Here is a 24,685-nt window from a genome sequence, read left to right on the forward strand (position 1 = left end):
GCGCGGCGCGCCCGCCCGGGCTCACGCGCGCCAGAAAAGGGGGGCCTGGCGCCCCCCTTTTGATGTCCGCCGCGTGGGGATCGGCCTGGGTGCGAGCCGCGGCCACAGGCCGCCGGGTCACGACGCCCGGCGCATCCTTCCGCGTGCCGGGCGCCGGCGCTCTCCGACGCCCCGCCACGCTCAGTGATTGTCGCGCGGCAGCCCCTTGGTCTGCGCGATGCGCTGATATTTCTCCGATCCTTCCAGGATCATGCCGGTGCTCATCTGGCCGACCACCGATCGCTGGATCTCCTGCCACGGCGTCTGCGAGGCGGGATAGGGATAGCCGCCCTTGGCCTCCAGCGCGCGCCGGCGCTCGGCCAGCTCGGCCTCGGGGATCAGCACGTCGACGCGGCCGGCGCGAAGATCGATGCGGACGCGATCGCCCGTCTCGAGCAGCGCGAGGCCACCCATCGCCGCCGCCTCGGGGCTGGCATTGAGGATCGAAGGCGATCCCGACGTGCCCGATTGGCGGCCATCGCCGATGCAGGGGAGCGAATGCACGCCCTCGGTGATGAGATAGGCCGGCGGCCGCATATTCACCACCTCGGCCGCGCCGGGATAGCCGACAGGGCCCGCGCCGCGCATGAACAACATGGTTTCGGGCGTGATGCCCGTGGCGGGATCGTCGATCCGGTGATGATAATCCTCCGGCCCGTCGAACACCACGGCCGGGCCCTCGAAGGCATCCGGGCTGTTCGGGTTGGAGAGGTAGCGCGCGCGGAATTCCTCCGAGATCACGCTGGTCTTCATGATCGCGGCATCGAAGAGATTGCCCTTGAGCACGAGGAAGCCCGCCTCTTCCTTGAGCGGCTGCTCGAAGGGGCGGATCACCTTCTCGTCCTCGATCCGCGCGTCGCGGCAATTGTCGCCGATGCTGCGGCCATTGGCGGTGATCGCGTCTTCCGCGATCAGCCCGTGCCGGATCAGCTCGGAGACCACCGCCGGCACGCCCCCGGCGCGGTAATAATCCTCGCCCAGATATTCGCCGGCCGGCTGGAGATTGACGAGCAGCGGCACCTTGTGGCCGAATTCCTGCCACTCCTCGATCGGCAGCTCCACGCCGATATGGCGCGCGATGGCGGCGAGGTGGATCGGCGCGTTGGTCGAGCCGCCGATCGCGGAATTGACCACGATCGCATTCTTGAATGCGTCATGCGTCAGGATGTCCGAGGGCTTGAGATCCTCGTGCACCATTTCGACGATGCGCTTGCCGGTGAGATAGGAAATCTCCTGGCGATCGCGATAGGGCGCGGGGATGGCGGCCGAGCCGGGCAGCTGCATGCCCAGCGCCTCGGCCAGCGAGTTCATCGTCGTCGCCGTGCCCATGGTGTTGCAATAGCCGGTCGACGGGGCGGAGGAGGCGACCAGCCGGATGAACTCGGCATCGTCGATCTCGCCGGCGGCGAGCATCTGGCGCGCCTTCCACACGATCGTGCCCGAGCCGGTGCGCTCGCCCTTGTGCCAGCCATTGAGCATCGGGCCCACCGACAGCGCGATCGCCGGAATGTTGACCGTCGCCGCCGCCATCAGACAGGCCGGCGTCGTCTTGTCGCAGCCGATCGTCAGCACCACGCCATCCAGCGGATAGCCGTACAGCGCCTCGACCAGGCCGAGATAGGCGAGGTTGCGGTCCAGCCCGGCGGTCGGCCGCTTGCCGGTTTCCTGGATCGGGTGGACGGGGAATTCGATGGCGATGCCGCCGGCCTCGCGAATGCCCTCGCGCACGCGCTCGGCGAGCACCAGATGGTGCCGGTTGCACGGCGAGAGATCGCTGCCCGTCTGCGCGATGCCGATGATCGGCTTGCCCGAGCGCAGCTCGTCCAGGCTGAGGCCGTAATTGAGATAGCGCTCCAGATAGAGCGCCGTCATGTCGATATTGGCGGGATTGTCGAACCAGGCGCGGGAGCGGAGCTTGGGGGTCGGGCTGTCGGTCATGCTGCTATCCGATCAACAAGTCGGGAGGGAAGGGCGTGGGACACCGAACGGACGCCGCCGCCGAAGCGCAGCACGGGGCCTTGCGCCGAATCGGCGCCGCCTCCGCACCATTGCCCCCTCCAGCTGTCATTGACGCCTCGTTCGCCGCTATATAGTCAGACAAAAAGAAAGAGGGCAAGCGTCGGGCGGCGCCGCGATGCCGGCCCGACGATGCAAAGGAGAAGGTTCGCCATGGCCATGCCGGTTTCCACTGCGGCCCGCGCGACGGGGGAGCCGGTGGACGCAGCCCGCTATCGCCCCGCGCTGACGCTGCTCGCCAGCCTGTTCTTCATGTGGGGCTTCATCACCGTCATCAACAACACGCTGCTGCCGCACCTGCGCAGCGTGTTCGATCTGAGCTACACCCAGACGACGCTGATCGAGAGCGTGTGGTTCATCGCCTATTTCTTCGCCTCGATCCCGGCCGCCAAGCTGATCGAGCGGATCGGCTATCAGCGCTCGATGGTGACGGGGCTCGTCATCATGGCGGTGGGCGCGCTGCTGATGGTGCCCGCCGCGCGCATCCCTTCCTATGGCGTGACGCTGGTGGCGCTGTTCATCGTCGCCAGCGGCATCACCCTGCTCCAGGTGGCGGCCAACCCCTATGTGGCGGTGGTCGGGCCGCCGGAAACGGCCTCGTCGCGGCTCAACCTGGTGCAGGCGTTCAACTCGCTCGGCACGACGCTGGCGCCGCTGTTCGGCGGCTATCTGATCCTCGGCCGCTCCACCTCGGGCACCGCCGGCGCGCACGCCGCCGCGCTCACCCCGGCGCAGCGCCTGGCCGACGCGCAATCGGTGCAGCTGCCCTATATCATCGTGGCGGTGGTGCTGGTGGTGCTCGCGATCGTTATCGCGCGCTTCAATTTGCCGGCGATGGGATCGGCCACGCAGCGCGCCGCCAAGGCGGATCGGCGCGGCCAGTCGCTCTGGGCGCATCGCAACCTCGTCTTCGGCGTGCCGGCGATCTTCATCTACCTCATCGCCGAGATCGGGGTTTCAAACCTCTTCATCAACTTCGTCTCGCAGCCGCAGATCGGCAACCTCACCCATGAGCAGGCGTCGCACTATCTCTTCCTGCTCTGGGGCGGGATGATGGTGGGCCGCTTCATCGGCAGCTTCGCGATGCGCAACGTCGCCGCCGAGCATGTGCTCGCGGTGGCGGCGGTGGGCGCCTGCGCGGTGATGCTGATCGCCGCCTTCGCGACGGGGCCGGTGGCGATGTGGGCGCTGATCTCGGTGGGCCTGTTCCACTCGATCATGTTCCCCACCATCTTCACCCTCGGCATTCGCGGGCTCGGGCCGCTGACCGAGGAGGGATCGGGCCTGCTCATCATGGCCATCGCCGGCGGATCGCTGGTGGTGGTGCAGGGCTGGCTGGCGGACAGCTATGGCCTGCAGACCAGCTTCCTGCTCACCGCCGCGTGCGAGGTCTATACGCTCTTCTATGCCCTGTGGGGCGCGCGTCCCACCCACGCGCTGCCGGATCGCGCCGCCCGCTAGCGCGGGGCGGCACCGGCCATTGGCACGGCGATGGCGCGGATCAGCGCGCCATCGCCGTTCGCGTATCGGCGAGCGCGAGATCGACGAGCAGCCGCATCGCCTCGGCGGCGGCCTCGGGCCGCCCGGCGGCGATCGCTTCATAGACGCGGGCATGATCGGGCACGGGGTTGCGCGGCAGCGCCAGCGCGCGCTGCTTATACTGGGTCGTCCAATTCACCGCCGCGCCGATGCTGGCGCTGAGCACGACCAGCGCATCATTGTGCGTGGCGCGCAGAATGGCATCGTGGAAATCCCGATCGGCGGCGCGCCCCGCCTCGGTGGTGAGGCTGTGGCGGCGCATCGCCGCCAGCGCATCCTTGATCGCCTTAAGCTCGGTGCGATCGCGCCGCTCCGCCGCCAGCCGCGCGGCGGCGGGCTCGACGATCGCGCGCAGCTCGAACAGGCTGCGGACGAAGCCGGGATCGGGTTCGTCGGCAAAGGCCCAGGCGAGCACGTCGGGATCGAGCAGGTTCCAGCGGGTGCGCGGCAGCACCCGGGTGCCGGCCTTGGGCCGGCTCTCCACCAGCCCCTTGGCGGCAAGCACCTGGACCGCCTCGCGATAGGCGCTGCGCGACACGTCGAGCGCTTCCGAGAAGGCGATCTCGCCCGAAAGCCGCTCGCCCGGCGGATAGGCGCCGCTGACGATCGCCACGCCCAGCTTGTGCGCGATCGCGCCGTGCAGCCGCCGGCCGGTGCCGCGCGCGCGCCGGCCCGGCTCCTCCTCGCACTCGCTGACTGGTCCCACCATAAGCCGATCCCCTGCCGGGCAGGGTTGAAGCCATGCGCCCGGCACCCTAATGTCCGACTATTAGGGAGTAACCCATGACCACCCAAGCCCCAATCACCGCCGCCTCCGACTTTCGCTCCATCGACGCTCAGACGGGCGAGCCCTTTGGCGAGCCCTTCGCGGTGCACGGGCCGGCCGATGTCGCCGCCGCCTGCGCCGCCGCCGAAGCCGCGTTCGATCCCTATCGCAGCCTCCCGCGCGAGCGCCGCGCCGCCTTTCTCGACCGCATCGCGGAGGAGATCCTGGCGCTGGGCGACGCGCTGATCGAGGCGGCGATGCGCGAGAGCGGCCTGCCGCGCGCGCGGCTCGAGGGTGAGCGCGGGCGCACCATGGGCCAGCTCAAGCTGTTCGCCGAGGTGGTGCGGCGCGGCGCCTATCTCGGCGTGCGCGTCGATCCGGCGCTGCCCGAGCGCCAGCCGCTGCCGCGCCAGGATATTCGGCTGCGCCGCATTCCGCTGGGCCCGGTGGCGGTGTTCGGCGCCTCCAACTTCCCGCTCGCCTTCTCCACCGCCGGCGGCGACACCGCCTCGGCGCTGGCGGCGGGGTGCCCGGTGGTGGTGAAGGGTCATCCCGCCCATCCGCTCACCGGCGCGCTGGTGGCTTCGGCGATCGCCAAGGCGGCCGCCGCGACGGACATGCCCGACGGCGTCTTCGCTCATCTCGTCGGCCCCGGCACCGCGCTCGGCACCGCGCTGGTCGAGGATCCGCGCATCGCGGCGGTGGGCTTCACCGGCTCGCGCGGGGGCGGCCTGGCGCTGCTCCGCCTCGCCCAGGCGCGGCCCGAGCCGATCCCGGTCTATGCCGAGATGTCCAGCATCAATCCGGTGGTGCTGCTGCCGGAGGCGCTCAAGGCGCGCGGCACCGCGCTCGGCCAGGCCTTTGTCCAGTCGCTGACGATGGGCGCGGGCCAGTTCTGCACCAATCCCGGCCTGGTGCTGGCGATCGAGGGCGAGGGGCTCGACGCATTCATCGAGGCCGCCAAGGGCGCAATCCTCGAGTCCCGCGCCACCACCATGCTGACGGGCGGCATCCACGCCGCCTATGAGCAGGGCGTCGAGGCGCTGGCGAGCCATGGCGATGTCGAGACGGTGGCCCGCGGCCAGCTGGGCGAGGGCGTCACCTGCGGCGTCGCGGCGCTCTTCGCCACCAGCGTCGAGGCCTTTCTGAAGGACGAGCGGCTCGGCCACGAGGTGTTCGGCGCCTCCTCGCTGCTGGTGCGCTGCCGCGACGAGGAGGATCTGCACCGCGTGCTGCGCGCGGCCGAGGGCCAGCTCACCGCGACGCTGCAGATGGACGCGGGCGATACCGAGATCGCCGCCCGGCTGGTGCCGATCCTGGAGCGCAAGGCCGGCCGCATCCTCGCCAATGGCTGGCCGACGGGCGTCGAGGTGACGCATGCCATGGTGCATGGCGGGCCCTATCCGGCGACCTCGGACGGGCGCACCACCTCGGTGGGCACGCTGGCGATCGACCGCTTCCTGCGGCCGGTCTCCTATCAGAATCTCGCCGAGCCGCTGCTGCCCGAGGAGCTGCGCGACGGCGCCGCAGGCAGTGTGCCGCGGCTTGTGGACGGCCAGCCCGGCTGAGCCGGCCCGCCTTCGGGCGGCAGCAAAAGGCCGCGCGGATCATCCTCCGCGCGGCCTTTTTCGTGCGCCCGGCGCCCGCGCTCAGCGCGGCGCGGGGCAGGCGGCGTTGGTCGGATCGGCGTCGAGCTTGATGCCCACGATCGACACCGTGAAGCCCTTGTCGGCGGCGAGCGCGAAGGGCGTCGTCACCTTGGCCATATCCGCGCCCGCCTTGCGGAAGCAGGCGAGCGGCAGCTTGGCGCTGGTCCATGTGCCGGGCTGGGCCCGGGCGAACAGCGCGGTGGCGTCGATCGCGGGGCCGCCGGTGGAGAGCGTCACCCGGCCGGTGGGCGCGGCATCGACACGATAGTCGATCCGCAGCGTCACCTGCGCATTGGTCTGCCGCGCCAGATCGAGCGAGGGCCCTTCGATCCGCACCTCGCCCGGACCGGTGAAGGCGAGCTGGCGCGCGCCCTCCTGCCGGCCGCCGCCATCGACATTGGTGATGCGCACCGCGCCCTTGCTCACCAGCTTCCACGGCGCCACCGCGCGCCCGGGGATGAAATAGAGCGAGGGATTGGCGAGCGAGGGATCGATGCCCGCCACCTCGGGCAGAGTGGGCACGCTGGTCCGGCTGGCATAGGTGAGGCCATAGCCATAGGCGAACAGCGGATCATAGCCGGGCTGGCCGACATTGTTGGCGAATTGGGCGGCGGTGCGCGGCCAGGAGAAGCTCAGCTTGCCGCGGAAATCGGCCTTGGGCGCGCCGCTGCGCGTGGCCACCAGCACATCGGCGATGCCCGCGCCTTCCGAACCGGGCAGGAAGGCCGCGACAAAGGCGTCGGACTGGTTGAGTTCGGGATTGACCCAGAGCGGACGCCCCGAGAGGAACACGGACACGACGGGGATGCCCTGCGCCTTGAGCGCCTTGAGCTGGGCGAGCGCGACCTTGTCGCCGGGCTGGAACTCGAGCGTGCCGACATCGCCGACCATCTCGGCATAGGGCTGTTCGCCGAACACCACCACCGCCACATCGGGCTTGGCGCCGGCCACCCGGCCATCGGCGCTGAGCGTGGCGGTGCCGCCGGCGGCCTCGATCGCCTGCTTCAGCCCGGCCCAGATGCTGGTGCCTTGCGGGAAATCGGCATTGGTGTTGCCGGTGCCCTGCCAGGACAGCGTCCAGCCGCCTGATTGCAGGCCGATATCATCGGCGTGGCTGCCGGTGACGAGCACCTTCTGGCCCGGCCGGATCGGCAGCAGCCCACCATTATTCTTGAGCAGCACGAGCGATTCCGCCACCGCCTGACGGGCGACCGCGCGGTGATCGGGCAATGCCAGCTCGGCCTTGCGCTCGAACGGGCGGGCGGGATCGAACAGCCCCAGCTTCACCTTCACGCGCAGGATGCGGCGCACCGCATCGTCGACCCGGGCGCGCGGGATGGTGCCATTCTCCACCTCGCGCAGCGTATTGTCGTACAGCGCCTTCCAGTCGGACGGCACCATCGCCATGTCGAGCCCGGCGTTGAAGGTGAGCGGGCAATCGCCCTCGGTGCAGCCCGGCAGCTGGCCATGGGCGTTCCAATCGCCGACGACAAAGCCCTCAAAGCCCATGCGGCCCTTGAGCACATCGGTCAGCAGGCTGCGATTGCCGTGGTTCTTGACCCCGTTCCACGAGGAGAAGCTGGCCATCACCGTCATCGCGCCGGCATCGATGCCCGAGACATAGCCGGCCGAATGCAGGGCGATCAGCTCGCGCTCGGAAATCTGCGCATCGCCCTGGTCGACCCCGTTCTTGGTCGCGCCGTCGCCGAGGAAATGCTTGATCGACGCGGCGACCTTGCCCTGCTGGATGCGGCCGGTGCCGGGCGGCCCCTGGAGCCCGCGCACCATGGCGGCGGCATAGTCGCGCGTGATCTCGGGGCGCTCCGAATAGCCCTCATAGCTGCGGCCCCAGCGATCATCCTGCGGCACGGTGACGGTGGGGCCGAACGCCCAATCGAAGCCGGCGGCGGCGCTCTCGGCGGCGGTCACCGCGCCGATCCGCTCCATCAGCGCCGGATCGCGCATCGCGCCGAGGCCGATATTGTGCGGGAAGATCACCGCGCCCTTGACGTTGGAATTGCCGTGCACCGAATCCATGCCGAAGATCACCGGCACGGGCACATGGCCGGGCCGCGCCTCGATCGAGACGGCGCGGAACCGATCGGCGGTGGCGATCCAGGCCGAGACGGGGGCGCGATCATCCGCGTCGAGCGGCGGCGAATTGCCGCCGCCGAGCACCGAGCCCACCGGATATTGGCGCAGATCCTCGGGCTTGATCGAGGCGATGTCGGCCTGGATCATCTGGCCCACCTTCTCGCGCAGGCTCATCTTGGCCATCAGCGCGGTGACCCGGGCCTCGGTCTGCGCGTCGACCAGCCCGGTGCTGTGCGCGGCCGGCCAGAGATCGGGATGCGCGGTGGCGGCGGCCGGGAGCGCGCTGCCGTCCACGGGCGCGGCGGCGAGCGGCGACACCGCTGTCATCACGAAAATAGCCGCACCGCCCTTCAGCGCGCCCCTGAACCCCTTCATCGTCACTCTCCCGTCGACCCATGATCTTGCGCCTCCCCGCCGGAGAGGTTCGTCCCGAATAGGCGGAAAGGCGCGGCGATGGTAGCGCTTCTATGAAGCGGCGCGGCCGCCTTGGCGCATCCCCGGGGGCTCGCCGGACGGTGAAGGTTGCGCTAACCAGAGGGCGGAGGGGGCGTGCATGGCGAAAAAGGTTACGCGGCGACAGGGCGGGGCGCCCACGATCAGCGATGTCGCGGCGCGCGCGGGCGTGTCCGCGATGACGGTGTCGCGCGTGATCAACGGCGAGGCGCGGGTGCGGAGCGAGACGCGCGAGGCCGTGCACGCGGCGATCGCGGAGCTGCGCTACGCCCCCAATCCCGCCGCCCAGGCGCTCGCGGGCGCCAGCCAGATCCGCATCGGCCTGCTCTACAGCAATCCGAGCGCCGCCTATCTCAGCGCCTTTCTCGTCGGCAGCCTCGATTCCGCCAGCCGCAGCAACATCCAGCTGATCGTCGAGAAGTGCGAGCGCGACGACGATCATGAGGCGGAGATCGCGCGCCGCCTGATCGAGGGTGGCATGGACGGGCTGATCCTGCCGCCGCCGCTGTGCGATTCCCCGGCGATCCTCAGCGTGCTCGCCGAAAATCCGGTGCCGGCGGTGGCGGTGGCGACGGCGCGCGAGGAGGGGCCGGTGTCGAGCGTCGGCATCGATGATTTCCACGCCGCCGAGGCGATGACGCGCCATCTCGTCGACCTCGGCCATCGCCGTATCGGCATCATCCTCGGCTCGCCCGATCTCAGCGCGAGCGCGCGGCGGCTCGAAGGCTATCGCGCCGCACTGGCGGCGGCGGGGCTGGAGACGTCCGACGCGCTGATCGCGCCCGGCCTCTTCACCTATCGGTCCGGCCTGGAGGCGGCCGAGCGGCTGCTCGATCTCGCCGAGCCGCCCACCGCCATCTTCGCCAGCAACGACGATATGGCGGCGGCGGCGGTGGCGGTGGCGCATCGGCGCGGCCTCGACGTGCCGGGCGATCTCACCGTCTGCGGCTTCGACGATACTACCATCGCCACCACCGTCTGGCCCGAGCTTACCACCGTGCACCAGCCGATCGGCGACATGTCGCGCGCGGCGGTGGAGCTGCTGCTCGAGGCGGTGCGCGCCCGCCGCGCGGGCACCGCCTTCCCGGCGCGCCGCCTGCTGCTGGATTATGCGCTGGTCCGCCGCAAGAGCGATGCCGCACCGCGCCGCCCCGGCCGCCGCCGCCGCCCGCGCGCCTAACAAAAACCCCCGCCCTTGCGGGCGGGGGCTTAGGATTTGGTTCGGGTCCGCCGCGCCGGCTCAGCCGGGCATGTCCTCCAGCTCGCGGCCCCGCGTCTCGCGCACCATGCGGCGCACGAAGAAGAAGGAGAAGAGCGCGCTGACGGCGTAGAAGCCATAGGTGCCGCCCAACCCGACCCCGGCGGCGAGCGCGGGGAAGCTGACCGAGATGAAGAAGTTGGCCGCCCATTGCGCGGCCCCCGCCACGGCCAGCGCCGAGCCGCGGATCTGGTTGGGGAACATCTCGCCCAGCATCACCCACATCACCGGGCCCCAGCTGCCGTTGAAGAAGATGACGTAGAGATTGGCCGCGATCAGCGCGACCAGGCCGACAGTGTCGGACATGTGGAGCCCGCCATCGGCGGCGACGTGCGCGGTGGAGAAGCAGGCGGCGACCACCGCCAGCGTCACCGTCATGCCGGCCGAGCCGATCAGCAGCAGCGGCTTGCGGCCGATGCGATCGACGGTGAAGACGGTGATGAAGCAGGCGAGGATCGAGAGCGCGCCCGACAGGATGTTGATCTTGAGCGAGTCCGCCTCGCTGAAGCCAACCGACTGCCAGAGCACCGCGCCATAATAGAAGACGATGTTGATGCCGACGAGCTGCTGCAGGATGGCGATGCCGATACCCGCCCAGACCAGCGTGCGCAGCCGGCCGGTCGCGGGATCGCGCAGATCGGAGAAGCGCGGCCGGTGGTGATCGGAGGCGAGCGAGCCACGGATCTCGGCCACCTTCTGCGCGGCCTCGGTCGGGCCGAGCAGGCGGACGAGCACGCGGCGCGCCTCGTCCTCGCGGCCGCGCGCCACCAGGAAGCGCGGGCTTTCGGGAATGACCATCAGCGCCAGGAAGTAGATGGCGGCCGGGATGGTCTGCATCCAGAACATCCAGCGCCACGCCGCCATGCCCAGCCAGAAGGGCGCGGTGGAGCCCCCGGCGGCGTTGGCGAGCACATAATTGGCCACGAACGCCCCGGTAAGGCCGGAGATGATCATGATCTGCTGGACGCTGGTCAGGCTGCCGCGGATGCGCGCCGGCGTCACCTCGCTGATATAGACGGGGGAGAGCACGCTCGCCGCGCCCACGCCCAGGCCGCCGAGCAGCCGCGCCATGACGAACACGGTGGAGCTGCCGGCCGCGCCGGCGATCAGCGCGCTGACGATGAAGAGCAGGGCCGCGACCATCATCACGCTGCGGCGGCCGAACAGATCGGCGAGCCGCCCGGCGAGGAAGGCGCCGGCGGCGCAGCCGATCAGAATGGCGCCGACATTGAAGCCGGTGCCCAGCCGCGACAGGTCGAAGGCCTTTTCCAGCCCCTCCTGCGTGCCGTTGATCACGCCGCTGTCATAGCCGAACATGAAGCCGCCGATGGTGGCGACGGCGACGATCGCGAGCACGAAGCGGCTATTCGCTTCCCCCGCCACGCTGGCCGTATCCTGCATTCCCCTCACTCTCCTGATTTTGGCAGCTTGATTAGAGATTTGCGCTCAGCGCCAGCCGGCGTCGACAAAATAATGATGGCCGGTGCACATGCGGGCGTCGTCGGACGCGAGAAACAGGGCGAGCGCGGCGACATCGGCCGGCAGCACGCGCTGCTTGAGGCATTGCGTGCCGAGGATCCGCGCCTCCTCCTCGGCATCATGCCACAGCGCATCCTGGCGCGGGGTCTTGATGCCGCCGGGTACGATGGTGTTGACGCGGATATTGTCGGTGCCGAGATCGCGCGCCAGCGCGCGCGTCATGCCCTCAATGCCGGCCTTGGCCGTCTGGTAGAGGACGATATCGGGCAGGGCGAGGTGCCAGCTGATCGAGCCGAGATTGAGGATCACGCCGCCGCCGGCCGCGCGCATCCCCGGCGCCACCGCCTGGGCGGCGAAGAAAAGGTGGCGCAGATTGACGGCGAGCCGATCGTCCCAATAGGCCGGGGTGACGGCGCCGACCTCGTGCCGATCATCATTGGCGGCGTTGTTGACGAGGATCTCCATCGGGCCGCCCAGCGCCGCTTCCAGCTCGGCGATCGCGGCGGTCAGCGCATCGATGTCGCGCAGGTCGCACGGCCGGAAGGCGGGGGCGAAGGCGGCACCGGGGGCGAGCCGCGCGGCCAGCGCCTGCGAGGCGTCCTGCGCGATGTCGATGAAGCCGACGCGCGCGCCCTGCGCCACAAAGCCCTCGACAAAGGCCTCGCCGATGCCGCTGCCGCCGCCGGTGATGAGCACGCGCTTCCCGGCAAGGCTGGGATACACCGCCCGGCCGGGCGCTTCAGAAATGTCCGACATGCAAGTTCCTGGATGAGAGGGTCAGGCCAGCGGGGCGGCGCGCGCGGGCGCCAGCAGGCCCCGCTCGGCGAGATTGCGCATGAGCGCGCCCACGCCGAAGGTCCAGGCGGGCGCCGCCTTGGAGGTGGTGACGCGGTTGACAAGCCGGCCGAGCCGGGCGCTGGCGATGGTGACGCGATCGCCTTCCTTGTGGGTGAAGCCGCGGCCCGGCTCGTCGCGATCGTCGGTGGGCGCGAAGAGCGTGCCGAGGAACAGCACGAAGCCGTCCGGATAATGATGCTCGCTGAGCGCCTGCCGCACCAGCTCGAGCGGATCGCGGCTGATCTGGTTCATCGAGCTGTGGCCGTCGAGCCGGTAGCCGTCCTCGCCCTCGATCAGCATGTCCACCTCGGCCTGGCGGACATCGTCGATGGTGAAGCCCTGGTCGAACAGCCGGACCAGCGGGCCGACGGCGCAGGAGGCGTTATTGTCCTTGGCCTTGCTCAGCAGCAGCGCCGAGCGCCCTTCGAAATCGCGCAGATTGACGTCGTTGCCCAGCGTCGCGCCGACCGCCTCGCCCCGCGAATCGACCAGCAGCACCACTTCCGGCTCGGGATTGTTCCAGCCCGAATCCGAGCGCACGCCGATCGCCGCGCCGCCGCCCACCGTCGCCAGCACCGGCGCCTTGGTGAAGATCTCGGCATCGGGGCCGATCGCGACCTCGAGATATTGCGACCACATGCCATCGTCGATCAGCGCCGCCTTGAGCGCGGCCGCCTCGGCGCTGCCGGGCACCACGCTGCGGATCGAGCCGCCGATCCGCTCCTCCAGCCGCGCGCGGAGCGAGGCGGCAGCGCCGGAATCGCCGCGCGCGCGCTCCTCGATCACACGCTCGAGCGCCGACACGGCGAAGGTGACGCCCGCCGCCTTCACCACCTGGAGATCGATGGGGCTGAGCCAGCGCAGCGTTTCCACCGGGCCGAGCGGCCGGCCCTTCTCGGCCGTGAAGAGCCGCGCCTCGACCAGCGCCGAGACGGTGGGGGCGAGGGCGGCCATGTCATAGGCCTGGCCCTGCTCGATCAGCACGGGGCTCGGGCCTTCCGGAGTCGCGACGCGGCCGAGAAAGCGGCCCTCCCGCCAGTCTTCGGGCAACAGGCTGATATCGATGATCTGGCCGTCCATGGGCGCTCTCCCCCGCTTATTTCTGGCTAGGACGCGCCGCGCGCGTGATAGCGCTATCATATTCGCCGGGGAGCGGGCCCACTGTCAAGGGAGCGCGATCGGTCGCGTGTCCCAATTGCGCCGGATCGCGAGGCGTCGCGACCATTCGAACAGGGGCGAGGCGATGAAGGTGGTCAGCACCGCCATCAGCACCAGAATGGAGAAGAGGCGCGGCCCGATAATGCCGCGATCCAGCCCGATATTGAGGATGATAAGCTCCATCAGGCCGCGCGCGTTCATCAGCGCGCCGATGCCGGCGGCGGTGGCATTGTCCTTGCCGGCGAGTCGCGCCGCCGCCCAGCAGGCGCCGCCCTTGGCGATCACCGACACCGCCAGCACCGCCAGCGCGATCAGCAGCAGCGCGGGATCGGCGAGCAGCGACAGCCGCGTGTTGAGGCCGGAATAGACGAAGAAGAAGGGCAGCAGCAGCACCACGGTGAGCGGCTCCACCTGGGCGCGCACCAGCGCGGTCAAGCGGCCGCGCGGCATCACCGTGCCGAGCAGGAAGCCGCCGAACACGGCGTGCATGCCCACCGCATCCATGGCGAAGGCCGCGAGCAGGAACAGGCCCAGCACCAGCGCCAAAGCGCCGTGATCGACGTCCTCCCCGGCCTCGACGCGGCGGCCGAGCGGGCGCAGCAGGCGCGGCCCCAGGCCCAGCACCAGCGCCGCGAACAGCAGCGCGCCGCCCAGCGTCTTGGCGATCAGCAGCGCGCCGCCGCCAAAGGTGGCCAGCACCACCGCCAGCACCGTCCAGGCGCCGGCATCGTCGACCGCGCCCGCCGCCAGCGCGAGCGTGCCAAGCGGCGTGCCGGACAGGCCGCGCTCATGGATGATCCGCGCGAGCATGGGAAAGGCGGTGATCGCGATGCAGGCGCCGAGGAACAGGGTGGCGCGGCCCGCGCCGAGGCCCGGCGCGAACAGGCCGGGCAGCGGCAGCAGCATGGGCACCAGCAGCGCCGCGCCGACAAAGGGCAGCGCCATGCCCGCCATCGACACCAGCGAGGCCGCGCGCGCATCCTCCGCAAAGCCTTCGCGGCTGAAGCCGAGCCCGACGATGAACATGTAGAGCCCGACGCCGAGCTGCGCGATCACGTAGAGGATCGGCTTGGTTTCGGGCGGGAAGAGCAGGGCCTGCGCGGCGGGCGCGATCAGCCCGAGCAGCGACGGGCCGAGCAGCACGCCCGCGATCATCTCGCCCACCACGCGCGGCTGGCCGAGCCAGCGCTGCGCGACAAAGCCCATGGCGCGCGCGGTCGCGAGAATGGCCGCGCCTTCCAGAAAAAAGGCAACGCTCAGCTGCGCCGGTGCCATCATCCGCCTTCCCCCCCATGCCGCGCCTCCGATGCCGGGGCGCGCTTGTCGGTGTGCGCCGCGGCCAGGCCGCCGCGCAGGCCGGTGTCATAGCAAGTCCGTACTATTCGCCAAGGGGTGGCAAGAAGAGGCCGCCGGCATCGCTGCCGACGGCCCAGCGCGCGGACAAAGCATTAGCGCGTCAGAATTCGGTCCAGTCGTCGCCGCCCCCCGACGGCGCGGCGGCGGCCAGCGCGGACGCGCTGGTGGCGAGCACGGGCCGCCGGAGCGTGGCGGCGGCCGCCGCGGCGACCGGCGGCGCGCGGCGCGCGGCGCGCGCGGTGGTCAGCGAGGTGACGGCACCGCCGGCGGTGGCGGTGCGGACGCTGTCGGTCCGGAAGCGGCTGACGAGCGTGGCAAGCTCATCCGCCTCGGCGGCGAGGCTGCGCGCGGCGGCGGTGCTCTCCTCGACCATGGCGGCGTTCTGCTGCGTCATCTTGTCCATCTCGCCGACCGCGCGGTTCACCTCGCCCAGGTTCGTCGCCTGCGTCTCGGCCGAGTCGGAGATGGAGGCGACGAGGCTGCGCACCGCGCCAACGCGCGACACGATCTTCTGCAACACGGTACCGGTCTGGCCGACCAGCTGCACGCCGGAGCCGACCTGCTCGGCGCTCTTGGTGATGAGATCCTTGATGTCCTTGGCGGCGCTGGTGGAGCGCTGGGCGAGCGCGCGCACCTCGGAGGCGACCACGGCGAACCCTCTGCCGGCATCGCCCGCACGCGCCGCCTCGACCCCGGCGTTGAGCGCGAGCAGGTTGGTCTGGAAGGCGATGCCGTCGATCAGATCGATGATCTGCTTGATCTCCTGCGCCGATTTCTCGATCGCGCCCATCGCCGCGATCGCTTCGGACACGACCGCGCCGCCATCGGTCGCCTCGCGATGCGTCTCGCCGATCGCGGTCCGCACCTCGCTGGCGCTGCGCGCGGTCTCCTGCACCATGGACGTCACCTGGCTGGTGGCGCCGGCGGTGCGCTCCAGCGAGGCGGCCTGTTCCTCGGTGCGCTGCGCGAGATCGTCGGACGCGGCGCGGATCTCGCTCGATCCCGTGTGGATGGCGCTGGCCGAGTGCGAGACCGCCGCGATCGTCGCGGAGAGCGAGCTGAGCGCCTGGTTGAAATCGTGGCGAAGCTGTTCGTGCGACGCCGGGAACGGCTCCTCGATGCGATAGGACAGATCGTTGGCGGAGATATGCTCCAGCCCGCCGCGCAGCGCGGCGACGATGCGATCCTGCGCCGCCGAGCTTTCGGCGATCTTGCGGGCATTCTCGCCAAACACCTGCATCGCCTTGGTCATGCGGCCGACACAATCCCGATATTCGGTATATTGGATAGGGCTGGCCGTATCGCCCGCCGCGAGCGCCTCCATCCGCACCACGGTGTTGACATAGGGCGTGCAGATCAGATGCCCCGACACCAGCACCACCGTAACGACGATCGCCGCGAGGACCAGCGCGGCGACGCTGAGCAGGGTGGCCGATGCCGCGCCGGGCGCCCAGAGCGCGACGAGCGTCACCCCGGCGGCAAGAAGGGCGAGGGCCGTATGCACGATCAGCAATATCTTGAACTTGGTGCGGATCGGCGCCTGTGTCTCGAACCAGTGCAGCATAAACCTATCCTCTCTCCCGCGCCCCGCGCAGGGACGCCCAGATGAGGTGCTCTTACGAGTATCGGACTAATCATCGCCAAAGTGACGACTAAGGGTTTTTGCCGTGGTAGATGCCCGATGCGCGGCCCGGCTAGAGATCCAGCAGATGACGCACAATCGCGTCCGCCGCCGCTTCCGGGGTCATGTTGCTGGTGTCGATGTGCAGCTCGGGTGCCTCGGGTGCCTCATAGGGGCTGTCGATCCCGGTGAAATTCTTAAGCTTGCCGGCACGGGCCTTGGCGTAGAGCCCCTTGACGTCGCGCCGTTCGGCCTCGGCCAGCGGTGTGTCGATGAAGATTTCCACGAACTCTCCCGGCTTCATCATCGCGCGCACCATCGCCCGCTCGGATCGGAAGGGAGAGATGAAGGCGGTGATGACGATCAGCCCGGCATCGGTCATCAGCCGCGCCACCTCGCCGACGCGGCGGATATTCTCGATCCGGTCGGCATCGGTGAAGCCGAGATCGCGGTTGAGGCCGTGGCGCACATTGTCGCCATCGAGCAGGAAGGTGTGGCGGTTCATCCGCGCCAGCTTCTTCTCGACAAGATTGGCGATGGTGGATTTGCCGGCGCCCGACAGGCCGGTGAGCCAGAGCACGGCGGGGCTCTGATTCTTCATAGCGGCATGATGGGTGCGATCGAGATCGGTCGCCTGCCAATGCACATTCTGCGCGCGACGGAGCGCGAAGTGCAGCAGGCCCGCCGCCACCGTGGCATGGCTCATCTTGTCGATCAGGATGAAGCCGCCGAGCGCGGGATCCTCCGCATAGGGGGCGAACACCAGCGGCTGATCGCATAGCAGCGTGACGACGCCGATCGCGTTCAGCTCCAGCGTCTTCGCGGCGAGATGCTCGAAGGTGTTGACGTTGACCTGATATTTGGGCGGCTGCACCGTGACGCTGACGGTGCGAGTGCCGAGCTTGAGCCAATAGGCGCGGCCCGGCAGCAGCGGCTCGTCCGCCATCCAGATCAGCGTCGCCTCGAACTGGTCCGCCACCTCGGGCGGGGCGTCGGCGGCGGCGAGCACATCGCCGCGCGAACAGTCGATCTCGTCAGCGAGCGTCAGCGTCACGGCCTGGCCGGCCACCGCCTCGGCGAGATCGCCATCCTGGATGACGATCCGCGCGATGCGGCTGGTGCGGCCCGAGGGCAGCACCCGCACGCCATCCCCCGGCCGCACCGTGCCGCTGCCGATCAGCCCGGCGAAACCCCGGAAATCCAGATTGGGCCGGTTCACCCACTGCACCGCCATGCGGAAGGGCCGGGCGCGGGCGGCATCCTGATCGAGCGGCACGGTATCGAGATGCTCGATCAGGCTCGGCCCCGCATACCAGGGCATGGCGGCCGAGCGCCGCGTGACATTGTCGCCCTTGAAGCCCGAGATCGGCATGGGCACGAAGCCGGCGATGCCGATCCGCTCGGCGAAGCCGCGATAGGCCTCGACGATCGCATCGTAGCGCGCCTGATCATAGCCGATCAGGTCCATCTTGTTCACCGCCAGCACGATGTGCCGGATGCCGAGCAGATGGGCGAGATAGCTGTGCCGCCGGGTCTGGGTGAGTATGCCCTTGCGCGCATCGACGAGGATCACCGCGAGATCGGCGGTGGATGCGCCCGTCACCATGTTGCGCGTATATTGTTCGTGGCCGGGCGTGTCGGCGACGATATATTTGCGCGCCTCGGTGGCGAAAAAGCGATAGGCGACATCGATCGTGATGCCCTGCTCGCGCTCGGCGGCGAGGCCGTCCACCAGCAGCGCGAAATCGATCTGATCGCCCTGGGTGCCGACGCGGCGGCTGTCCGCCTCCAGCGCCGCCAGCTGATCCTCGAAGATCATCTTGGAGTCGAAGAGCAGCCGGCCGATCAGCGTGGACTTGCCATCATCCACCGAGCCGCAGGTAAGGAAGCGCAGCAGCGTCTTGTGCTGGTGGCGCGTGAGATAGGCGTCGATATCCTCGGCGATCAGCCGCTCGGCGACATAGGCGGGGTCCGCGTCGGACATCAGAAATAGCCCTCCTGCTTCTTCTTCTCCATGCTCGCGGCGCCGCCATCGCGATCGATGGCGCGGCCCTGGCGCTCGCTGGTGGTGGTCAGCAGCATCTCCTGGATCACCGCCGGCAGCGTCGCCGCCTCGCTCTCCACCGCGCCGGTCAGCGGGTAGCAGCCGAGCGTGCGGAAGCGGATCGAGCGGAGCACGGGCGTTTCGCCCGGGCGCAGCGGGAAGCGGTCATCGTCCACCATCAGCAGCAGCCCGTCGCGCTCGACCGTGGGGCGCGGCGCGGCGAAATAGAGCGGCACGATCGGGATCGCCTCGGCCTGGATATATTGCCAGATGTCGAGTTCGGTCCAGTTGGACAGGGGAAAGACGCGGATGCTCTCGCCGCGCGCCTTGCGCGCATTGTAGAGCGACCAGAGTTCCGGCCGCTGGTTCTTCGGATCCCAGCGATGATTGGCCGAGCGGAAGGAGAAGACGCGCTCCTTGGCGCGGCTCTTCTCCTCGTCGCGCCGCGCGCCGCCAAAGGCCGCGTCGAAGCCGTGCAGGTCGAGCGCCTGCTTGAGCCCCTCGGTCTTCCACATATCGGTGTGCAGCGCGCCATGATCGAAGGGGTTGATGCCCTGTGCCTTGGCCTCGGGATTCTGGTGGACCAGCAACTCCATGCCGCTCGCCGCCGCCATGCGATCGCGCATCTCGTACATGGCGCGGAACTTCCATGTCGTGTCCACATGCAGCAGCGGGAAGGGCGGCGGCGCGGGGTAGAAGGCCTTGCGGGCGAGATGCAGCATCACCGCCGAATCCTTGCCCACCGAATAGAGCATCACCGGCCGCTCGCACTCGGCCACCACCTCGCGCAGAATGTGGATCGCCTCCGCCTCGAGGCGCTGGAGATGGGTGAGCGGCAGATCGGCACGGGCGGCTTCAGCGGTCATGATCGGGTCCAAGGCGGCGGGGCGCGGCGGGGCCGGGGCAGGCGCCGGACATGGGCCGCGGCGCGAGACTGCGTCAAGCCGGCCACAGTCACGATGATCTTGGCCACGGCCAAGAACGACTTGGGGCGGACGGCGCGGAAAAGGTGTAATGCAGCGGCGGATACCCATATCGAGCCCTGTCATGCACGCCGGTTCCGCCTTGCCTCCCCTTGATCGCGTCGCCCTTGGCGAGGGGCTGCTCCTGTCGGTGCTTGCCGCCGGCGCGGCGATCCTGGAGATTTACGCGCAGGATTTCGCGGTGGAGTGGAAGGCCGATCATTCGCCCGTCACGGCGGCCGACGCGGCGGGCGAGGCGATCATCCTCGCCGATCTCGCGCGGCTCGCCCCGGGCGTGCCGGTGGTGGCCGAGGAGGAAGCCGCCGCGGGCCGAGTGCCTTTGTGCGGCCGCCGCTTCTTCCTCGTCGATCCGCTCGACGGCACCAAGGAGTTCGTCCAGCGGCGGGGCGATTTCACGGTCAACATCGCGCTGATCGAAGAGGGCGTGCCGACGCTGGGCCTGGTCTATGCGCCGGCGCGCGGCGATGTCTTCTTCGGCGATGGCGCGCGGGGCGAGGCCTGGGCCGCGCGGCTCGGCCCGGACGGCTTGGGCGCGCGCCGGCCGCTCTGCGTGCGCGCCGCCAGCCCCGAGGCGCTGGCCGTGGTCGCCTCCAAGTCGCACTGCAACGCCGCCACCGACGCCTATCTCGCCGCCCTGCCCGTGGGCGAGCGGGTGTCGTGCGGTTCCTCGCTCAAATTCTGCCTGGTCGCGGACGGCGAGGCCGATGTGTATCCGCGCCTCAGCCCGACGATGGAGTGGGACACCGCCGCCGGCGACGCGGTGCTGCGCGCGGCGGGCGGCGGCGTGTTCGGGCCCGACGGGGCGCCGCTGCGCTACAACAAGGCGCGCTTCTTCAATCCGGGCTTCGTCGCCTGTGGCGGGGTCAGCGCCCCGCCGGTGGGGCCCTTCCTCAAAACAGAGTGAGAAGGCCGGTCTGCGGGCTGGTGACGCCCTCGTAGATCATCTTGCCGGCCACCCAGAGGATCACGGCCAGGCCGATATAGACGATCCAGCGATAGCGCTCGATCACCCGGGCCAGCAGATTGGCGGCGAAGCCCATCAGCCCCACCGACAGCAGCAGGCCGATGATGAGCACGCCGGGATGCGCGCGGGCGGCGCCGGCCACCGCCAGCACATTGTCGAGGCTCATGCTGACATCGGCGATCGCCACCGCCCAGGCGGCGCGGGCGAAGCTGCGCGGCGCGGCTTCGGCTTGGTCCGCCCCGGCGGCGGGGGTGGCCTCGCGCAGCTCGCGCCACATCTTCCAGGCCACCCACAGCAGCAGCAGGCCGCCCGCGAAGACGAGCCCGGTCAGCCGCAGCAGCAGCGTGACGCCGAGCGCGAAGACGATGCGCAGCGCCAGCGCCGCCATGATCCCGATCAGGATCACCTTGCGCCGCTGCGTCGCCGGCAGGCCGGAGGCGAGCGCGCCCACGACGATGGCATTGTCCGCCGCCAGCATCACGTCGATCAGCACCACCTGGGCGAAGGCGGCGAGCGCCGCCGGTGATCCCAAATGGGCGAAATCGGCGAGCATGCGCTGCCAAATGTCCATCATCGCGTCGCTCCTCCGGCCAAGCCGCTCGCCCTGCCGCGAAATCGCGGCGCGGGCAATGCGGCTTGGTGCACCAGCAATGTTATGCGACGCAGGGTCCGCGGGATCAGCCGCCGATACGGCCTAGCCGATGGTAGAGATTGCCGAACTTGGGAAGATCGGGGGCATCCTGCACGGCCCAGAGATAATGAGCGACGGCGGTGCGCAGCAGGCTGAAATCCTCGGTGGAGAAGACGGCGCGCGCGCGGGCGGGCTCGGGCGGCAAAGGCGGGGTGGCAAGCGGCTGGGGGGCCATGATCGATACTCCTGCAACATCTGTCTGCCGACCCTGGCGCGCCACGGCGCGGCGGGCGAGGGCGAGGAGCGACACCCGGTCATGATCCGACTTGTTCAAGATGTCATGCCATGACAAACCTACCGTCATGACCGCGCCCGCCGATCGCAAACTCTATCTCGGCCCCAGGCTGCGCGTGCTGCGGCGCGAGCTTGGCCTCAACCAGACGCGCATGGCCGAGGAGCTGGGCGTCTCGCCCTCCTATCTCAACCATCTCGAGCGCAATCAGCGGCCGCTCACCGCGCAGATGCTGCTTCGCCTCGCGCATACCTACGATATCGACGTGCGCGATTTCGTCGCCGGGGCGCAGGAAGCGGCGGCGAGCGATCTCCACCATGTCTTCTCCGACGCGCTGGTCCGCGACATCGGCATTCCCCGGCAGGAGATATTGGAGGTCGCGGAAAACTATCCGAGCGTCGCCGAGGCGGTGAGCCGGCTGTACCGGGCGCTGTGCGATCTGCGCCAGATGCCCGACCGGATCGAGCGGCTGGGCGTCGCCGCCCCCGTCACCGCCTCGCCGCTGGAATGGCTGCGCCAGGCGATGGAGGCGCGGCACGCTTATCTGGCCGAGCTGGATCAGGCGGCCGAGACGCTCGCCGCCGCGCTGGGCGAGACCAGCGAGGCGCTCGCTGCCGGCTTGGTCCGCCGGCTCGGCGAGGCGCATGGCATCGGCGTGCGGGTGGTGGCCGAGGATGTGCTGGCGGGCACGCTGCGCCATTATGATCCGCACCGCCGGCGCTTGCTGCTCTCGGAACGGCTGCCGCTGGCGAGCCGCAATTTCGCCATCGCCTATCAGCTCGCGCAGCAGGCGCTCGCCGCGCCGCTGTCGGCAACGCTGGAGCGGCTCGCCCCGCCCGATGCCGAGGCGGCGCAGCTGGCGCGGGTGGCGCTGGGCAATTATGCGGCGGCGGCGCTGCTCCTGCCCTATGGCCGCTTCCACCGCGCCGCCGAGGCGCTGGGCTATGATCCCGATCGGCTCGCGCGGCGCTTCGGTGCCTCCTACGAGCAGATCGGCCATCGCCTCGCCACGCTCGCGCGGCCCAATGCGCGCGGCCTGCCGATCCTTTTCCTCAAGGTCGATGCGGCCGGCACGATCGTCAAGCGCGTGGCGGGCGAGGCGGGCGGCCTCGCGCGCTTTGGCGGCGGGTGCGCGCGCTGGCACATCCATCGCGCCTTCCGCCTGCCGGGCGAGCCTGTGGCGCAGCGCGTGGAGATGCCCGACGGCCAGACCTATGTCACGCTCGCGCGCGCGGTGCCGCGCGCCGGGGGCGAAGGGCTGGTGGCGATCGTGCTGGCGTGCGAGGCGCGCCATGCCGATCGGCTCGCCTGGGCGGCGGGCCTGTCCGGCGCGCCGACGCCGATCGGGCCCGCCTGCGCGGTGTGCGAGCGCCCGGCCTGTCCCGAGCGGGCGCTGCCGCCGGTGATGCGCGCGCTCGATCTTAGCCCGGTGCAGCGGCCGATCGCGCCCTATCCCTTCCGCGCGACCTGAGCCGGACGCGCCGGCGGGAGCGCGGCGTCAGCTCAGCGCGGCGCGCGGCAGCGCGGGCCAGCCGCCGCCCTGGCCGGCGGGCGGGTCGATCGCCTCGGCCGGGCCGGGGCGCGCCTCGAGGATCAGCGGGTTGGGGCGCCGCTCCTCGGGAATGAGGAAGAGCCGGTGGCGCCGCGCCGCGAGGCCGAGCGACTGGCGCGATGTCCAGGCCGCCATGAAGGGCGCCGCCAGCAGCCCGGCCGAAATGGGCGACATCCAGATCGCCGCCTGCCAGCCGAGCAAGGCGGCCGCCGCCACCAGCCCGCCCAGCGCGATGTGCCAGCGATAATGGCGGATCGCATCGGACACGGCGATGCCGTCGGACACGCGCGTCTGCGCCTCCCAGCCGCTCTTGCGGCCGCGCAGAATATCCACCACGGCGAGGGTTTGTGTCATCATGATCATCGGCGCGGCGAGCACCGAGAGCGGGATCTCGGCGAGCACGCTCAGCACCATCGCCCGGCCGCCGCCAAAGGCGGCGCGGCGCGTGACATCGGGCAGGAACCAGCCCAGCGCCATCGCCTTGGGCCCGAACAGCAGGATCATGGTGGCGCCGAACAGCCACCAGGACGGCGCCATCACCTGGATCTGCCCGCCCGACTGGGCGGCGAGCACGGCGCTGGCGCAGAGCAGCATCAGCCACAGCGGCGAGGTGAGATAGGCCGAGGCGCCCATCAGCAGCTGCAAGCGGTTCACCCAGTGGAAACCAGCCGTGTCGAGCAGCCGCAGATGCTGGAGATTGCCCTGGCACCAGCGCCGGTCGCGCGCGGCATGCTCCACGAAGGTGGGCGGAAATTCCTCGTAGCTGCCGTCCTGCATCGTCACCATGTGGCAGGCCCAGCCGCGGCGGCGGAGCAGCGCCGCCTCGAGCATGTCATGGCTCATCACATGGCCGCCGAACGGCTCGGGCCCGGCCAGCTTGGGCAGGCCGCAGCTTTCGGCGAAGGCGGCGGTGCGGATGATCGCGTTATGGCCCCAGAAGCTCGCCTCCGCGCCCGACCACCAGAGCAGCCCGGCCGAGAAGATCGGCCCGTAGAGCCGCGCGGCGAATTGCTGCCAGCGCGCGAACAGGGTCTCCCCGCCGATCACGGTGGGCACCGTCTGGAGCAGGCCGACGCCGGGATGGCGATCCATGGCGGCGGCGAGGCGTAGGATCGCGGCGCCGCTCATCAGCGAGTCGGCGTCGAGGATCATCATATAGTCGTAGGCGCCGCCATGGCGGCGGATCCAATCGGCGATGTTGCCGGGCTTGCGGCCCTCATTCCTGGCGCGGCGGCGATACCAGATCGGCAGCGGCGCGATGGCGCGCAGCCGCTGGAAGGCGCGCTGCTCGTCGGCCTCGCGATCCGGGCGCGAGTCGCTCAGCACGAAGAATTCGAACAGATTCGCGCCGCCGGCTGTGCTGATCGAACGGGCCATGGCGCGCAGCCGCGCGAATACGGGCTCCACCTCCTCATTGTGGATCGGCATGAGGATGGCGGTGCGGCCGACCGGCGCGGCCAATGGCGAGGCCGCCGGGCTCGGGACGGAGCGGCCCGAAAGCAGCAGCAGAAATCCCGCCAGCGCATTCAGAAAGCCGAAGGCGATCCAGGCGAACAGCGCGAAGAACAGGGCCATGAAGCCAAGATCCAGCCCGGCGATGCCGTCGCTCGCCAGGCTGCGCGTCACCTCGCCCGCGCCGAAGGTGCCGATCACCATGGTGCCGAGGATCAGCAGCAGGCGCCGTTCCTGCATGCCGTCGGGCGAGGTGCGCGGCTCGGGATGCGCGCCCGGATCCTGATCGAACCCCTGGATCGGCATGAGCAACGGGGTCTCGCCCGGCATGTCGCCGCGCGCCGCCGCCGGTGTGGCGCTGGGGATCACCACCTGATCCTCGCTCACTCGTCCGTCCTCGCTTTCACTCGATCGTCGCCAGCCCCCGCGGACCGGCGTCGCGCCCCTTTGCTACGGCAAGGCTGGGCCGGCTGCTCAACCCGGAGGCGACAAGCCGGTTCCG

Annotated in this window: 18 protein-coding genes; 5 read left to right on the plus strand and 13 right to left on the minus strand. The window is 70.1% G+C overall.

Annotation, left to right across the window (positions count from 1 at the left end):
• Positions 1-180 precede the first annotated feature (180 nt).
• Positions 181-1,977: an IlvD/Edd family dehydratase gene (locus tag LHA26_RS11535; RefSeq protein ID WP_252165759.1), complete on the minus strand. Its 1,797-nt coding sequence runs from the start codon at positions 1,975-1,977 to the stop codon at positions 181-183.
• A gap of 231 nt (positions 1,978-2,208) precedes the next feature.
• On the opposite strand from LHA26_RS11535, the gene LHA26_RS11540 reads away from it, so the two are divergent.
• Positions 2,209-3,516: a sugar MFS transporter gene (locus tag LHA26_RS11540; protein ID WP_437441208.1), complete on the plus strand. Its 1,308-nt coding sequence runs from the start codon at positions 2,209-2,211 to the stop codon at positions 3,514-3,516.
• Positions 3,517-3,556: 40 nt separating this feature from the next.
• Here LHA26_RS11540 and LHA26_RS11545 read toward each other — a convergent pair whose 3' ends face one another.
• Positions 3,557-4,303, minus strand: a complete 747-nt coding sequence (locus LHA26_RS11545; protein ID WP_252165760.1) for a FadR/GntR family transcriptional regulator — start codon at positions 4,301-4,303, stop codon at positions 3,557-3,559.
• Between the two features lie 74 nt (positions 4,304-4,377).
• Between LHA26_RS11545 and LHA26_RS11550 the strand changes: the two genes are divergently transcribed.
• Positions 4,378-5,928, plus strand: a complete 1,551-nt coding sequence (locus LHA26_RS11550) for an aldehyde dehydrogenase (NADP(+)) (RefSeq protein WP_252165761.1) — start codon at positions 4,378-4,380, stop codon at positions 5,926-5,928.
• 81 nt (positions 5,929-6,009) lie between these two features.
• On the opposite strand, the gene LHA26_RS11555 is transcribed toward LHA26_RS11550, so the two are convergent.
• On the minus strand, positions 6,010-8,478 hold the full coding sequence (locus LHA26_RS11555; protein ID WP_252165762.1) for a glycoside hydrolase family 3 protein: 2,469 nt from the start codon (positions 8,476-8,478) through the stop codon (positions 6,010-6,012).
• Positions 8,479-8,656: 178 nt separating this feature from the next.
• Between LHA26_RS11555 and LHA26_RS11560 the strand changes: the two genes are divergently transcribed.
• On the plus strand, positions 8,657-9,736 hold the full coding sequence (locus tag LHA26_RS11560; RefSeq protein WP_252165763.1) for a LacI family DNA-binding transcriptional regulator: 1,080 nt from the start codon (positions 8,657-8,659) through the stop codon (positions 9,734-9,736).
• A gap of 60 nt (positions 9,737-9,796) precedes the next feature.
• Here LHA26_RS11560 and LHA26_RS11565 read toward each other — a convergent pair whose 3' ends face one another.
• The 7 genes from LHA26_RS11565 to cysD form a co-directional block, all read right to left on the minus strand.
• Positions 9,797-11,215, minus strand: a complete 1,419-nt coding sequence (locus LHA26_RS11565; RefSeq protein WP_252165764.1) for a sugar porter family MFS transporter — start codon at positions 11,213-11,215, stop codon at positions 9,797-9,799.
• Between the two features lie 45 nt (positions 11,216-11,260).
• Positions 11,261-12,049 (minus strand): D-xylose 1-dehydrogenase, encoded by a 789-nt coding sequence (gene xylB / locus LHA26_RS11570; protein ID WP_252165765.1) that lies wholly within the window; start codon positions 12,047-12,049, stop codon positions 11,261-11,263.
• 21 nt (positions 12,050-12,070) lie between these two features.
• Positions 12,071-13,210, minus strand: a complete 1,140-nt coding sequence (locus LHA26_RS11575; RefSeq protein WP_252165766.1) for a fumarylacetoacetate hydrolase family protein — start codon at positions 13,208-13,210, stop codon at positions 12,071-12,073.
• Positions 13,211-13,294: 84 nt separating this feature from the next.
• Positions 13,295-14,566: a cation:proton antiporter gene (locus LHA26_RS11580; protein ID WP_367890715.1), complete on the minus strand. Its 1,272-nt coding sequence runs from the start codon at positions 14,564-14,566 to the stop codon at positions 13,295-13,297.
• 178 nt (positions 14,567-14,744) lie between these two features.
• Positions 14,745-16,208 carry a methyl-accepting chemotaxis protein gene (locus LHA26_RS20060; protein WP_302897986.1) on the minus strand — a complete coding sequence of 488 codons (1,464 nt, stop codon included), beginning with the start codon at positions 16,206-16,208 and terminating at the stop codon, positions 14,745-14,747.
• Between the two features lie 130 nt (positions 16,209-16,338).
• Positions 16,339-18,249: a sulfate adenylyltransferase subunit CysN gene (gene cysN, locus LHA26_RS11590; protein ID WP_252165767.1), complete on the minus strand. Its 1,911-nt coding sequence runs from the start codon at positions 18,247-18,249 to the stop codon at positions 16,339-16,341.
• A complete protein-coding gene (gene cysD, locus LHA26_RS11595) occupies positions 18,249-19,175 on the minus strand; it encodes a sulfate adenylyltransferase subunit CysD (protein WP_252165768.1) in 927 nt (308 codons plus the stop codon). Before cysD ends, cysN begins: the two co-directional genes overlap by 1 nt.
• A gap of 181 nt (positions 19,176-19,356) precedes the next feature.
• Here cysD and cysQ point away from each other — a divergent pair, with 181 nt between their 5' ends.
• Positions 19,357-20,196: a 3'(2'),5'-bisphosphate nucleotidase CysQ gene (cysQ, locus tag LHA26_RS11600; protein ID WP_252165769.1), complete on the plus strand. Its 840-nt coding sequence runs from the start codon at positions 19,357-19,359 to the stop codon at positions 20,194-20,196.
• Here the strand turns inward: cysQ and LHA26_RS11605 are convergent.
• The gene (locus LHA26_RS11605) at positions 20,183-20,830 is read right to left on the minus strand and encodes a TerC family protein (RefSeq protein ID WP_252165770.1); all 648 of its coding nucleotides are present in this window, start codon (positions 20,828-20,830) and stop codon (positions 20,183-20,185) included. The genes cysQ and LHA26_RS11605 overlap by 14 nt on opposite strands.
• A gap of 103 nt (positions 20,831-20,933) precedes the next feature.
• Positions 20,934-21,122 (minus strand): hypothetical protein, encoded by a 189-nt coding sequence (locus LHA26_RS11610; protein ID WP_252165771.1) that lies wholly within the window; start codon positions 21,120-21,122, stop codon positions 20,934-20,936.
• Positions 21,123-21,249: 127 nt separating this feature from the next.
• Here LHA26_RS11610 and LHA26_RS11615 point away from each other — a divergent pair, with 127 nt between their 5' ends.
• A complete protein-coding gene (locus LHA26_RS11615) occupies positions 21,250-22,650 on the plus strand; it encodes a helix-turn-helix domain-containing protein (protein ID WP_252165772.1) in 1,401 nt (466 codons plus the stop codon).
• 27 nt (positions 22,651-22,677) lie between these two features.
• On the opposite strand, the gene mdoH is transcribed toward LHA26_RS11615, so the two are convergent.
• Positions 22,678-24,570, minus strand: a complete 1,893-nt coding sequence (gene mdoH / locus LHA26_RS11620) for a glucans biosynthesis glucosyltransferase MdoH (RefSeq protein ID WP_252165773.1) — start codon at positions 24,568-24,570, stop codon at positions 22,678-22,680.
• Between the last annotated feature and the right edge of the window lie 115 nt (positions 24,571-24,685).

This window comes from Sphingomonas morindae (assembly GCF_023822065.1).
GTDB classification, from domain to species: Bacteria; Pseudomonadota; Alphaproteobacteria; order Sphingomonadales; family Sphingomonadaceae; genus Solisphingomonas; species Solisphingomonas morindae.